This is a genomic window from Leyella stercorea (assembly GCF_019052365.1).
Taxonomy (GTDB): Bacteria; Bacteroidota; Bacteroidia; order Bacteroidales; family Bacteroidaceae; genus Prevotella.
The window spans coordinates 1-13,966 of the sequence record NZ_JAHQUY010000072.1 but is presented as its reverse complement, the minus strand read 5'-3'; the positions used below and the strand labels follow the sequence as shown (position 1 = coordinate 13,966).

The following is a 13,966-nucleotide window of genomic DNA, read 5'->3' as shown; positions in this document are numbered from 1 at the left end:
AAGACTGTCTGAGTGTGTGGAGAGTAAATGCAAAGAGTGTAAAACCTAAAAAATAGAAAGATATGGGTTGGTTATCATTAGCGACAAGGGTTATACCCAAACTATGGAGAAGTGGAGTTAAAGTAACGTCCACGCTATGGAGAGGCGGCAGTTCCGTTGTTGGCGCTGTCGCAAAAAATCCAAAAACCACAGCAGTTGCAAGTGTGGCAACTTTCGCAGGATGGCAGAAACTTTCGCATCCAGACGAGTCCATTGGCACAGCTGTAGGTAAAACGCTCCGTGGTGGAACAGACGGAACTGGAGACTTTGCGCACGATGTCGTAAACGGCTATACAGGTGAAAATACGGTAGAGCAAGTAAAGGACACCACAAACAAGGTCATTTCAGAAATTAAGGACACCGCAGCGGAAACAAAAGGATTGCTGGGAACTTTTGGGGACACATTGAAAGGCATCAGCTCTTTCATCGGCAACCTGTTTGGAGGCAACGGAACCAATATGTTTGGTAATTTCTTCAACAATCTTGCTTCGGGGAAAATCTCTGGTTGGGGAATAGGTGCTTTGATAGCTGCAGCCTATATGGTATTTGGTCGTACTGGACTACTGGGAAAAGTCGGTGGCGCATTGATGGCCATGATGATGATAGGCAGCAACTCACAACGGCAGACACAGACAGTTGCCCAAGCCGAAAATCAAGAGATGATGCAAGATGAACAGCAACAACGCAACAGGCATCGGTAATATCAGTAACATCAATAATACGAATAATATGAGAAAGACATTAACAGTATTTGGAGCAAGCCTGTTTGCAAGTCATGCATTTGCAGACAGCATTACAGATGGCATAGGGACTGCAGGTGATGCCATTTATAGCTATACGCCGTATGTTCAAGCATTGGGTTATGTCCTTGCAAGCATCATAGGCATAGTGGCAGCGTTTGTCATCTATTATGCCATTGCCAACAATGACAGAAATGTAAAGAAGCGCATTCTCACATGGGGAGGAGGTTGTGTAGCCATGTTGTGTATGACGATTGCACTTCCTAAGTTCTTCGACTATCAGGAGTCGGGCTTGCTTGCAGGAAACACGAACTCTTCGGGAAGTTCCTCTGGGGACTTTGCAGGTGGAGACCGTTGGGGAAAAATAGACATAACCATTCCCGACATCAACAATCCGATCTGGCGGCCAGACCATAGGTTTGACCCGATATTAAGACCTGGCACAGGTATCGTCAAGCCGGACATAAAGCTCAACTAAACAAATAAGCAAAGACATGGAATACAAACAGTCTATGAATCTTGTTTCTCCAAGCGGTTACGCCATGCCATTTGAGTTGTCAGAAACGACACCTTTGGAGATAACGCTCGGCTATGGTAAACAGACACACCCTGTGACTGGCAAGGAGTTCTTTCATCATGGAGTAGACTTCAAGGTCTATCCCCACACATGGCTCAAAGCTCTTGCCACAGGTGTAGTATCTGGAATAGCCAGTGACCGTGAAAAAGGATTCAACATAACAGTTAACTATCGCAATTATGCAGCAGGAAGCTCCGCTGTCTATGATGTGGTCTATTCACATATCAAGGAATCCATTTGCAATTTTGGCAAAAGCGTAAATGCTGGTGACAACATTGCTGTGTGTGATGACACCCTTCACATTGAAGTTCGTTTCAATGGTGATGAAATAGACCCGATAGAGTTTCTTACGATGGTGAGGGACAATCTTATAGTTTATGAGCAGAAGACCATTCAAGGGAACAATCCTGAAATTGCCACATTGGACTTCAAAGTGGAAACTCCATACGATAGCCAGCAACCAGAGATTGACCAAATGTATCAGAGGTTCTTCGGCAAGTACATGATTGACTTGCTGACAAGCAGATACAAGGTACCCAACGGAACGGAGCAAGTCCTACGTGATGTCTTGGCAGAGGGTGCAAATAGTGGCGCTTATTATGAACACACACCGAGTATGCTCAACCCCTTGGGCTTGGGAGAGCGTAGCTTGGGCATCATAGGACGCATTCAGACCATCTTGACACATGATTTTCTCAACTACCTCGCTCTGATGCATGGAGTGTTCCTCTCTACAATGACGGAGTACGAAAAAAAAAAGCTACTGACAACGCCATAGCAAGCCAAGGGATAATAGACCCATTCGAGAATTTCGACATAGACATTCAGAGCTTCGACATACAACGTACCGTCAGCGTCTATCCCGACAAGGACGGCATCGTGTGGTGGACAAAGGCTTGGTTCAATGGCAAGAAGAAAGGTGAACGAGCCATAGAAATCAATCGCCAGTTAGCCATTAAGTTCATACAGGACAATGTGGCAAAGGACGAGTGGTTGGAAGAGTTTTTCCCTCGTCAGATGGAAGTCCTCCATGCAGCCCTTGCCCAAACAAGAGAACAGGTAATCAACCAGTTAAGACAGTCATTCATATAATCATGGCAACAGCAAATAGCGACAAGCAAGACATCTTCACATCCAAAGTCATCCCCATCATGAAGAAAGTTCGTGATGACCTAAGCCGTAAACAAATGGAGGAATATGGAAGATATAGTTCTTCATTGGGAGCTGTTTTGGCAGGGGCGGCAGGGCCAGATGGTGGCATGACTGCCACAGCGACCTATTATGACAACCTAAAATACATTGGCGAGTGGAATAGTAAGACGGTAGATGACTATATCAACATGGTCAAGGCTGAACTGAAAAGACAGCACATAACCGTAGATGCTGTGATGGAGAAAAAGATGATAGACTACCTTGTCAAGCAGCAAATGCCAAAGTCAAGTGCAGACTACATACTCCGTAAAGCGGCAGAAGGAAGTATCTTCTATATTCCTGAAAGGGTCAGAACGACCTCATTGCAAGACCATATCAACAAGAAAGCTGAAGAAAAGTACAACCCTTCTCTTCTTGAAGAAGTGGCAGGAAACATCGGCTCATGGCTTATCAACGCTGCTACCACATGGGGCGCTGGCGGTTTCTTCGGACAGTTGGCTATAGATGGTGGTACGGAAGTGGTTGAACGCACGTCCCAAGGCCAACAAAAAAAGTATGTAGAACAACAGAAACAACAGGCAAAGAAGGAGGTAGCAGCTGCAAGCAAGAAGAAAGCCAGTGTCCCTAAATGGATGCTTGATCAGATGGGATTCAAAAGTTGTGCTTATGCCACAGACAAACAGTTGAGCATTGCTTTGGACTGGGCAAACAAGAATGGTCAGAGATATAGGAATAAGGTCAATCAAGCCGTCAATGCTGGGGAACGAACGGTGAAAGCAAACGGCAAATCCACCATGATGTCCGTTTCTGATGCCACTTTTCGTGCTATGGAATACGAGACATTCGCCAAAGTAATACAGAAAGAACTCGCAGACCGCAAAAATGGTAAAGATGCAGTGCATTATTCCAATATAGCGGAAGCTGATGATTCTACGGCGTACACGACAAACGCCAATGAAGCGGAGGCCGCGCAAGCAACAATGCCAGGTGCTTCTACTGGAGAATACGCAGGATGGGACAACTTGATTGGTTTCATGGGAATGGGTGGCATGGGGGACACCATGCAACATCTGGGAATCACACTGTCCATGCTGCCAGACATGTTAGTCGGCGTGTTTACGGGAAAGACAAGGTCTATAGGGCTGAACAAGGAAACAATGATGCCTTTGGCGGCCCTTCTCACTGGAACATTCATCAGTAATCCTTTGATGAAGATACCGCTTATGTTGTATGGTGGTGCCAGTCTGTTCAATACTGTTGGTCAAGAGGCTCTTGCCGAGTATCGGAAAGAGAATGGCGAGCAACCTGTTTCTCGCTATAAACGGTATGCTGATGAGGAGCTTGACAAACGACTGAAGAACCCACAGATAGAAGGTAACGTGTTACTTGTTGACATGGATAATGTTCCACGTCTTGTCACTTTGCCGCAATCCGTTATAGAAGCATACAATGAGGGATCCTTGACTGTGAACACGATTGCCAACCGCATACTTGCCAAAGCTGACCAGGCAACAATATCCAACAGACAGGATTTGCGCAATGCCTCAGAAAGCTATGAGAAAAAACAAGAGCGCGAACAAGTGAGAGGAATACGCTAATAACAAGAAATAGTCATGAAGAAAGAAAAACTGCATATTGTAATCGTAGAAAACCTTGAATATTGGTTGACTAACGAAACATCAGATTGGAGAGTCAAAGAATACATTGTAAGAGCACCGAGTCGGGAAACGGCAGTAAAGCTTACCAAAGAACATTTGACAGTCAAAGAGAAAACGTATATCTATAGCGAAGATGTCTGGGGGCATGATATGCTTATCATAGCCCCATCAATAAACAAAGACAAAGGGGTATGGAAAAGTGTCTTTCTAAGAGAACGCTTCCGGGACAAAAAAGGGAAATACCGCTATAAGAATAGACGTATACTGGTCTTTGCATCAGATAATTTTGAAGCAAACACCAAATTCCTGAGACAATATTTTCAAGACAACAATATTGATTGGATTCAGTACAGTGGCTGTGAATATCCACATCTCCAAGGTATCCTTGAAATGAATGAAAAATAACAGCATAACACCATTAAATGATACGATAATATGGCAGAAGAAAACATCAACAAAAAAACAGGTGCAGAGCGACAAGCGGAAGTCTTAGTTGCAGCCCTTGAAAGAGCTAACAAGAATGGAGGCACCTTGCTTAATGCATGGCAAAAGGCGATGCCTCAGTTCTATGACAAGACATTACGGATTACTCCAGTCAATGCGCTTATCATGGCCATGCACAGTGACAATGGCGAGTTCAAGACCAACAGCTACACGATGTTCAATGAAACCCATGACCGCAGTGAGGCCGTTAAGAAAGGACAGAAAGGAGTCCCTTTCGTTTGGCAGAACCTCAACCAGTACGTCAACAAAGACAATGCGGAGGATAAAATCAGCCGTGCAGAATACAATTCTCTCGCAGATGCAGAAAAAGCAAAATACAAGGTTAATCCTCGTGAGGATGTGTATACGGTCTTTAACATCGACCAAACCACCATGTCCCATGTTCATAAGGAAGAATATGCCAAGCAGGTGGAGCAGTTTGGACCAAACAGACCGACAGATGAAAAGCTCCTTCGAATGGATGTCAACAAATTCATCCAGAGTATGAAGGACAATCTCGTCCCTATCCGCAAGGATGCCACTGGTATTGCACATTATGATAGCAAAAAAGACACATTACACATCCCTGCTCAGAAGGATTTTCCTTCATATGCAGACTATGTGCAAGAGGTAACCCGGCAGATAGTTCATGCGACTGGAGTTCCACAACGTTTGGGACGAGAAGGACTTTCCGTTGATGGCGTAAAGACACCGTCAGAAGTACAGCAACATATGGAAATGCTTGTAGAAGAGTTTGCGTCTGCACACAGAATGCTTGAATTGGGCATGACAGCGAAGATGCGTTCGCAGACCGTTGAACAGTTACCGAATATCATTTCCGAACTGAAAGCGGATCCGACGATGACGCAAAAGGTTCTCCATGACGTGAACCGCACAGTTGGGATGATAAAGAAGGCCGAGAATGGAGAAAAAATCAAACTCATCGAGAAGCCTTCTGAAAAACGCCAACAGGCATGGGCTTCACAGTTTCCTATCGACAAGGTTCCATCAACCTTTACACAGATCTCAATGCTGAAGGACGATGAAGGCAAGTGGACACTTGCTGCAAAGCCTGAGAACGCCCGTACTTTTGCTGTTCATCCCTGTCGTGAGGATGTCAGCCTGTATTTTGACATGATGAAGAATGACCATGATGAGACTCATGTGAATGAATTCAAAACCCAGTTCGCTCAGAAATACTACTCAGTAGTGGCAGCTAATCCCGAAAAGGAAGCCAACATCTTTAGAAGCAATGCCTCACAAGATGCGTTAGACCTTATCAGCAAGGTCAATGCCTTTAAGACAAAGGACAACAAAATTCTGCTTGTTGCCACCATCGGTGATGAGAAGCAGAAGTCCGTGCAGATAAACCAGTCGCAATGGCAAAGAATGTGGCTTGCAGATGACAAGCAGGACTACAAGACACACCTCGCAGCCATTCTGTATTCTGATGTCCTTGCAGGAAAGCTGGAGGAGATGAAGCGTTCTACCTCTCCTGACGTGGAGGGTACTCAGCTCCATGAGGAGAATGAACACCGTGAATACCACGAGGAGGAGAAACGGCAGCAACAGCAGATGTCGAATGTACCCCCGATCATCAAGCAATACAATGATTTGAAGCAAAAGCACCCTGATGCATTATTGCTTTTCCGTTGTGGTGATTTCTATGAAACCTACAAGGAAGACGCGGTAAAGGCCTCAAATATCTTAGGTATCACGCTCACAAAGCACAGCAAGCGTATGGATGAGGAAGGAAAGCCGTTAAAGATGGCCGGTTTCCCATATCATGCCCTCGATACTTACCTTCCCAAGCTTATCAGAGCAGGAGAACGAGTTGCCATTTGTGACCAGTTGGAATCTCCAAGACAGAAAACCTCACAGCAGGAGGAAAACAAGCAGGAAGCCAAGCAAGAGGTTAAGGAAGTTGTCTCCGCTCAAAAAGAAGAGCGTCATGGTATGCACAGATAAAGCAGTATGATATGACATCATCAAGACAGCAATATATAGAACGGTATGCAGAGTATGCTATGGAGCAGATGCGGCGATATGGCATACCTGCATCAATAACTCTTGCCCAGGGCATCATAGAGTCTGCCGACGGCAGAAGCCCACTGGCAAATTCAGCCAACAACCATTTCGGCGTAAAGGGTACATATAATGGAAACTATGTCCTGGCAGACGATGACAAGCCAAATGAGAAATTCAAGAAATATGACAATGTAGGGCAAAGCTATGAAGACCATTCCAAGGTACTCATGGCGCAGCGGTACCAACAATATGTTAGAAAACTATCTCATGATGACTATAAAGGTTGGGCTGCAGGTATCAAAAAAGGTGGTTATGCGTCTGATAGCAACTATGTGTCCACATTAGTTGATGTTATTGAAGGTGCAAAGCTCCAACGTTTTGACAAAATGGTGATACAACAGATGAATGCCGAGGGAAAGCAGTTCGGTGTTCAGTCCAACCCATTGTCAAACAATGAAGGTGCAAAAGCCAAAGCTACTGGAATGAATTTGCCAAAATCAAGTTACAGTATGCCGGTACAGCGCAGGGAGTTCATGCTCATTACGTCTCCTTACGGTCAACGCGAAGATCCTATAAACAAAGGCAAAACGCAGATACACCACGGCATAGACATCAAGACCAATAAGGACAATGTCCTTGCTACAGAAAACAATGGCGTGGTTGTCGGTGTCGATCATCGAACTACAACTGGTGGCGGTAAAACCGTTACGGTGGAGTATGCTCGTGAAGACGGAACTAAAACAAGAGTGCAATACATGCATCTTAGTGAAATATCCGTCAAGAAAGGCGATACGGTCAATGCTGGTCAGAAGTTGGGTGTTTCTGGTAATACCGGCACACGAACCACTGGTGAGCATCTTCATTTTGGTGTCATTAACGTCTCGGCAGACAATAAGTTGCAATGGGTCAATCCAGCTGCCTACCTTGCAGAAATCAGTCAAAAGGGCAATCTCAATATCGAGGCACAATATAACGGAAAGAACATACTTGCCGAATACATGACAGCCGGAACAAAAGCTGTAAACACCGACGAGCAAACACCAGAAAACTGGATGAGTAAACTCCTCGGCTCTGAAGATGCAGCCCTCGGCATTGAAGGTGGAGGTGACAAAGGTCTCTTGGGAAACCTTATGCAAATGTTCATGACATTGCTTATGCTTACCATCCAAATGGAGAACAAGAGTAAGGAAGAAAAGATGCAAGCGGTCAGTGATGCTGTTATCAATCGTCATATTGACATCAGCAGCTTTGTCCCCAACCTAAAGTCTGCTGTATTGAGCATCAATGACAAAGGAAATGCGGTTCTTGTTGTTAATGATGGCAAGAAGGAATACTCCCATGAATTGACCAATGCAGAGAAGAACAGTATCTCCAACATTCTTCAAAGCGACAGTGACGATACCACAAAGCGACAAAGGATTGGCTGCATTGTCAATGCCATAACATTCTCTTATCAGGCATCCAACAATTATGAGCAGATTGAAGCACAGCAACAATCCCAGCAACAGACCATTCAAAGAAGATAATAACAATCAAACTTACAAGATATGATTAAAGCAGAAGCAAATGTCATAGGTACGATAAAGCGCAGCGCAAATATTCGTACAGACAAGAACAACAATCCGTATTTGTCATTTGTCATGACAGTCGTTTTAACGGATGCTAAGACAACAAGTAAAAGCATCGATGTGTTTGTCTCGCTTCCAAACGCCAAGCAGGACGAGGCGCAGTCTTATGTTGAAGGACTGCGTGTGGCAGTAAACGGCAATTTGGACATCCGCAAGAAAGAAGACAATTTGAACTTCTATCTGACAGGCAACGCCATAACTGCCCAGAATGTGGCTGAACTTGACTCTATTTCAGGTACACTCTCATTCCGTGGCTATCTGAAGAAAGAGAATATCTATCAGCAGAAGACAGACAAGAACGGTCATCCGTTCATCGTGTTCTCTGCCTATTCCTTGGAAAAGAACGGACAGGAGTATCTGAGCACATGGGTTAATTTCATGCGCTTCCCAGAAAAAGGCGCAGCAGTTGAGAGCATCATTCCTGATTGGATGCACTCCAAGGCACATGTGGACATAACCGGTGAATTGCAGGTTTCAGCCTACAATGACGTGGTAAGACTTTCTTGCCGTGTGCATGACATGACCGAATACATCAACACCCAACAGTAAAGCAGAGCGTATGAAAAAGAATACATACAATACCGATGGGCTTAGTGCGGAAGACCGCGCTTTGAACACCTTTGCGGAACTTATGATTGAAAAGATCCGCAACTTGCAGGAAGATTGGAAGAAGCCCTGGTTTTCACCGCAAGTAGCCCAACTGCCCAAAAACCTCAATGGTCGGAACTACAATGGCATGAACAGCATTGTTCTGATGCTCATGCAGGAAAAGAATGGATGGCAGACTTCCCGTTATGCCACCTTTGACCGCATTGTAAGTCTGAACTTCACAAAAGACAAAGATGGCAAGAAGGCAGCTGTAGACGAGAACGGCAACAAACTCCCTCGTGTCGGCATCAACAAAGGAGAAAAGAGCACCCCGGTTATGCTGACCACATTCACATGTGTACATAAAGAAACAAAAGAGCACATCAAGTACGACGATTATAAGCAGCTCACTCAAGACGAGAGGAATAACTACAATGTCTACCCAAAGTTACAGGTTTATAACGTCTTCAATCTCGACCAGACCAATCTCAAAGAAGCACGTCCAGAGATGTATCAAAAGTTCAAGGATGAAGCCGTTGGGCAAAGTCTGCGCACCACAGATGGTATGGTTGATTTCCCTGCTTTGGATGCCATGATAGAGAAAGACCTCTATGTATGTCCCATAAAGCCCATTCATGGGGACAATGCCTATTATAGCATCAGTAAAGACGAGATAGTCATTCCTGAAAAGGCACAGTTCATAGATGGTGAGTCCTTCTACAGCAATCTCTTACATGAGATGAGCCATGCCTCAGGTTCAGAAAACCGCTTGAATCGATTGGCTCCAGGCTCCACCTTTGGAAGTGAGTCATACGCAAAGGAAGAACTTGTCGCAGAGCTTACAGCCGCACTTGTCTCTTCACAGTACGGAATGGAGAAGCATGTAAAAAGTGACAGCGCCGCTTACTTGAAGTCTTGGCTTGACAGTCTGAAGGAAGACCCCAATTTCATCAAGACCTCTCTAATGGATGTCAAGCGTTCTTCCTCATTCATCAGTCAGAGGCTTGATGCTGTGGCGCAGCGTCTTGAACGAGACGGTTGGGAGGCTGATTTCTCGGACATCCGTGAAAAGAACAAGGCTTTCACCCCTGTTTTTGGTAACAAGGCTGAGAGACCGACTGTGTCAAATCAAGAAAATCAGTCTACACAAGAGCAAACCAAACCCCAAGTCCAACATGAGGAGGTAGTAGCAAGAAGCACCGAACAGCCCCGATTTCATCGTTAAAATATATGAGCCGAACCCTAAATTAGAAGTGTTGTTCACAATATCAGAAGAAGAAGGAGCAGAGATGTATCTTGGAAATACGCCAATAGAAGTTGATTTGAGTACAGCGATATATATGTTACAGCAGAAAGACAATATGCCAGAAGGGATGGCTTGGGGTAACTATTTCCCTGCTGTTATCAATCATACCAGTTCTGCCATAGCACGCAAACATCCTGATTTCCATGCAGCAAAACATGGAGATTATGATGCAGCGTTACGCTTGGTCAACGACTTGGTTAAGGACGATAAGGTTTGCTCTATTGCAAGATGCTATCCCAACGCCCATATTGCTTATAATCACAAGATGCAAGACAGCAAGGTCAATATGATACCGGCTGCTTACGCTGCAAAATTTTCGGCAATAGGGATGAACGTAGAGCATAATATCATTGCGGTCACAGATGTCTCCCACACCAATGCTTCTGACATATCAAGGATTAGCAAACGTGTACGTTTTGAAGGTGAGGTCAAGAAAGGGGTAGACTATATCCTTGTGGATGATTTTATCACATCAGGTGCCGAACTTAGAGATATGAGGGACTACATACAAAGCAAGGGTGGTAATGTGGTGATGATGACCACATTCGGTCATGGCAGCTTCGGCAAGCTTAAAGATATAAGAATAGACAACAGCCTTATCGAAAGACTAAAGGCATCGGGTATTACAGACCAAGATTTAAGAAAATATGGAATTGCATCAGAAATCAGGTGTCTTACCATCGGAGAAGCGGCAAAACTCTCCAGAATGGTTAACGCCAAAGCAAAAACAACAGTTGCACAACTCTGCGCAAGAGTTCAACGAACACACCAAGAATGCCCCAATCTGCCAGCAATGGAGACAGAAGTTCCAAGAAATGGGGTTCAAGGTGTCAAAACTAAAGAAATAACAGAAGAAAGTAAAACAATCAAATTCAAATTATGAAGAAGTATGTATTCATGTTTCTGCTCAGCCTGACATCTATGGTGTCTATGGCAAGAGACAGTATTGTGACGGCACAGCAACGATGCCAAATTGAAGCAAGGGACAAAGCCGAGTTACTTGTTCCCTTAACTCCATCTTACCTTGACGGTATAACATCAACTACTGGTTGGGATAACAATTGGTTCGTGGAAGCAAAAGGAGGAACCTCCGCTTTCATCGGCACTCCTATAGGGTGTGGAGACCTTTTCGACCGTGTTATGCCGGTGTTGCAAATCGGTGTTGGTAAGTGGTTCACTCCTGCCGTCGGTGGCAGAATTGGTTATCAAGGGATTAAATTCAAGAATGCAAACTTACAGTCTATGAAGTACCAGTTCGTTCATGCGGACTTCATGTATAATCTCACGCACAACCTGCAGTGCAACGAGTATGGTTTGTCGAAATTTGATGTAATTCCTTACATCGGTGTCGGTATGATATACAACTCGTCAAACATTCCTGGTTATTTTCTAACGGACAATGTCCCTTCCGGCAACCATCCGTTTGCTTTCAGCTATGGTGTCGAGTTTCGCTATCTTCTTGCTGACCGTCTTCATCTTGTCGGTGAAGTCAGTGGTATGACAACGATGAAAAGCTTTGATTGCGTCGGAGCTTCAAGCAGATTTGGTGACCACATGGTCAATGCCTCAGTCGGTTTGTCGTATACCATAGGCAAGAGAGGATGGAAAAAAGTCGTTGATGCACGTCCGTACATCAACCAAAACAACTATCTTCTGAAGAGATATTCGGAACACTCACAACAAGCCAATGCCAACAACAATATCGAAGCACCATCCACAGACAAGAACAACTATAGTGGTCTTAACTCCCTCCGTTATAGAATGTCGTTAGGAAATGAGAACAATGATAGTTCTTCGGATAGCCTGTCACAGAAGACAAAAGTAACCATAGGTGTTCCCATTTACTTCTATTTCAAGTTGAACACAGCAAAATTGGTGGACAAAACACAGTTGGTCAATCTTGATGAGATTGCAAAGATTGCAAAAGAACAAAACTTAACCATTCATATATCGGGAGCAGCTGACAAAGCAACTGGCTCAGATAAGCGAAATCGCCATCTGAGTATTGAAAGAGCCAAGTACATCTGTAAACAATTGATAAAACGAGGTGTTGATAAAGATGCCATGAAAGCTACAAGTTTAGGTGGCATTGAGCAATTCTTACCCAAAGAAGCCAATAGATTTGGAGTGGTACTATTGACTCAATAGAACAAACTTTTTCTATTACCTAAAATCAGACCTGTCTGCTATTATAGCATTCAGGTCTTTTTGTGTCTATAGAATCAAGATTAGCGCAGGGTGACTTGTAAGAATGTGGGTAAAGACTTTGCTTTGGATATTCTTGCCGTGTTTCCTTTATACGGTCTTTTCGATTATCTATTTTGTAGCATCATACATAGACAAGTCAGCGGAGGATGGGAATAACTATACTCTGAATAAGAAAGTATGGAGAGTGTAAAATAAACTGTGTTGGCTTTAATTGTTATCGCTTGATACAGTTTATTTACACTACCTCAAAAATGGGCTATGTTTTTACGTTTACCCAATTAAATCCTTGATATTTTTTGATTGTTTTGTTAATCTAATCAGAACCGACTTAGCTAAATTATCATCTAATGAATTGTATCTATTGATTAAAAAATCCTTCAATACAGAGAAGCTAATAGTCTCACCACAATCCTCAAATATCAGTTCTTTTTTATTAAAATGGATTATTGAATTTATAAAATTTGATTTTCTTTTTCCTATTATTTTAAATATATGCCCACTTTGGTCAACATATTTTTGATTATTGTAGTATTCTTCAAAGATACTATTATCGCCAGGATAATCCCATAAGTCTCCAATGTGGGTTTCTTCCAAATCCTGTGAACTTAAATTACTTAAGGAAATATTAAGTATAGGGAATTGTATTGACATATTACTTGATTATTTATTCAAATATTCTAAACAAACCATACATTATAGACACAAAACCAGCAACATATCCGTTAAGATAATTAATATAGTTTATTGTAAAACTCGGTGGGAAATTACGCCTGTCTTTGTATGTGATATTTAGGAATGTAATACCAAAGGATATTGCACAAATACTATCATATCTTTTAAATAAGATGGTTGTTATTCCTAAGCATATCATCAAAATTGAAAAAATCAAGTAAGTGCCATTTTTTATGGCACTTACCGACTTTTTGTGCTTAATAACTGAAAACATTATTGCAATTCCTGTTATAAACGCTAATATTCCCCAAAGACAAATATAGTTCATATTGTTTTGCTTTTATGTTATAACTAAAGAACGACTGGATGTTGAATTTATTGCATAGAATTGTAGTATTAATCAAAAAACGCACAATAATATGTCTATAGGACTATCCACGGATTTTCTATGTTTATCTCATGCAGAAACAAAATGTTATCCCATGACTCCATTCTGATAATTATGTATATTCGTAAATCACAAAAATCAATTCTCATCAAGATAAGTTCTACACTATTAATTTTTGATTTCAAAAGCGTTTTTCTATTCTTATCGATTTAACAATATCATCATATTTCTTTTTATCTTCTTTATTTACATTGTAGTAATAAAATCTGATACTGTCACAAATATATTTTTTCCAAAATTTCCCATGCTCTTTTCCCCAATATGTAGAACTCTTTCTTGTAAGTACAGAATCTGATGGGATATAAGAATCTATATCAAATTGCATTAAGGCTCCTTCATGCAAGAATACAATTCCATCATGAAAAATATAAGTATATATGATACCCTCCTCATAATTTTCTTTGTCAAAACGGATAGGAACTGGCATGGGAAATTTTGG

15 protein-coding genes are annotated in these 13,966 nt (G+C 42.7%); 12 read left to right on the top strand and 3 right to left on the bottom strand.

What is annotated here, in order from left to right; genetic code table 11:
- Positions 1 to 62: 62 nt before the first annotated feature.
- The 12 genes from KTQ90_RS10945 to KTQ90_RS10895 are packed head-to-tail and all read left to right on the top strand — an operon-like array spanning position 63 to position 12,347.
- Positions 63 to 740: a hypothetical protein gene (locus KTQ90_RS10945; protein WP_217318466.1), complete on the top strand. Its 678-nt coding sequence runs from the start codon at positions 63 to 65 to the stop codon at positions 738 to 740.
- Between the two features lie 28 nt (positions 741 to 768).
- Positions 769 to 1,257 (top strand): DUF4134 family protein, encoded by a 489-nt coding sequence (locus KTQ90_RS10940; protein ID WP_217318465.1) that lies wholly within the window; start codon positions 769 to 771, stop codon positions 1,255 to 1,257.
- 16 nt (positions 1,258 to 1,273) lie between these two features.
- Positions 1,274 to 2,134: a M23 family metallopeptidase gene (locus tag KTQ90_RS10935; protein ID WP_217318464.1), complete on the top strand. Its 861-nt coding sequence runs from the start codon at positions 1,274 to 1,276 to the stop codon at positions 2,132 to 2,134.
- A gap of 11 nt (positions 2,135 to 2,145) precedes the next feature.
- The gene (locus tag KTQ90_RS13775; protein WP_217348400.1) at positions 2,146 to 2,448 is read left to right on the top strand and encodes a hypothetical protein; all 303 of its coding nucleotides are present in this window, start codon (positions 2,146 to 2,148) and stop codon (positions 2,446 to 2,448) included.
- A gap of 2 nt (positions 2,449 to 2,450) precedes the next feature.
- The gene (locus tag KTQ90_RS10930) at positions 2,451 to 4,106 is read left to right on the top strand and encodes a hypothetical protein (protein WP_217318463.1); all 1,656 of its coding nucleotides are present in this window, start codon (positions 2,451 to 2,453) and stop codon (positions 4,104 to 4,106) included.
- A gap of 15 nt (positions 4,107 to 4,121) precedes the next feature.
- Positions 4,122 to 4,571, top strand: a complete 450-nt coding sequence (locus tag KTQ90_RS10925) for a hypothetical protein (protein ID WP_217318462.1) — start codon at positions 4,122 to 4,124, stop codon at positions 4,569 to 4,571.
- Positions 4,572 to 4,601: 30 nt separating this feature from the next.
- Complete coding sequence (locus KTQ90_RS10920) at positions 4,602 to 6,617, top strand: MutS N-terminal domain-containing protein (protein ID WP_217318461.1); 2,016 nt, start codon at positions 4,602 to 4,604, stop codon at positions 6,615 to 6,617.
- A gap of 11 nt (positions 6,618 to 6,628) precedes the next feature.
- The gene (locus tag KTQ90_RS13900; RefSeq protein WP_217318460.1) at positions 6,629 to 8,203 is read left to right on the top strand and encodes a glucosaminidase domain-containing protein; all 1,575 of its coding nucleotides are present in this window, start codon (positions 6,629 to 6,631) and stop codon (positions 8,201 to 8,203) included.
- A gap of 21 nt (positions 8,204 to 8,224) precedes the next feature.
- Positions 8,225 to 8,854: a hypothetical protein gene (locus KTQ90_RS10910; protein WP_217318459.1), complete on the top strand. Its 630-nt coding sequence runs from the start codon at positions 8,225 to 8,227 to the stop codon at positions 8,852 to 8,854.
- 10 nt (positions 8,855 to 8,864) lie between these two features.
- Positions 8,865 to 10,118, top strand: coding sequence for a zincin-like metallopeptidase domain-containing protein (locus tag KTQ90_RS10905; protein WP_217318458.1), 1,254 nt, complete (start codon positions 8,865 to 8,867; stop codon positions 10,116 to 10,118).
- A 31-nt stretch (positions 10,119 to 10,149) separates the two neighbouring features.
- On the top strand, positions 10,150 to 11,082 hold the full coding sequence (locus tag KTQ90_RS10900) for a phosphoribosyltransferase (protein WP_217318457.1): 933 nt from the start codon (positions 10,150 to 10,152) through the stop codon (positions 11,080 to 11,082).
- A complete protein-coding gene (locus KTQ90_RS10895) occupies positions 11,079 to 12,347 on the top strand; it encodes an OmpA family protein (RefSeq protein ID WP_254359689.1) in 1,269 nt (422 codons plus the stop codon). The genes KTQ90_RS10900 and KTQ90_RS10895 overlap by 4 nt, the downstream gene beginning before the upstream one ends.
- A gap of 330 nt (positions 12,348 to 12,677) precedes the next feature.
- Here the strand turns inward: KTQ90_RS10895 and KTQ90_RS10890 are convergent, their stop codons facing one another.
- The 3 genes from KTQ90_RS10890 to KTQ90_RS10880 form a co-directional block, all read right to left on the bottom strand.
- Positions 12,678 to 13,058: a hypothetical protein gene (locus KTQ90_RS10890; protein ID WP_117664305.1), complete on the bottom strand. Its 381-nt coding sequence runs from the start codon at positions 13,056 to 13,058 to the stop codon at positions 12,678 to 12,680.
- A 13-nt stretch (positions 13,059 to 13,071) separates the two neighbouring features.
- Positions 13,072 to 13,407 (bottom strand): hypothetical protein, encoded by a 336-nt coding sequence (locus KTQ90_RS10885; protein WP_217318456.1) that lies wholly within the window; start codon positions 13,405 to 13,407, stop codon positions 13,072 to 13,074.
- Between the two features lie 241 nt (positions 13,408 to 13,648).
- Positions 13,649 to 13,966: hypothetical protein (locus KTQ90_RS10880; protein ID WP_217318455.1), on the bottom strand; the 318-nt coding region annotated here is incomplete at its 5' end.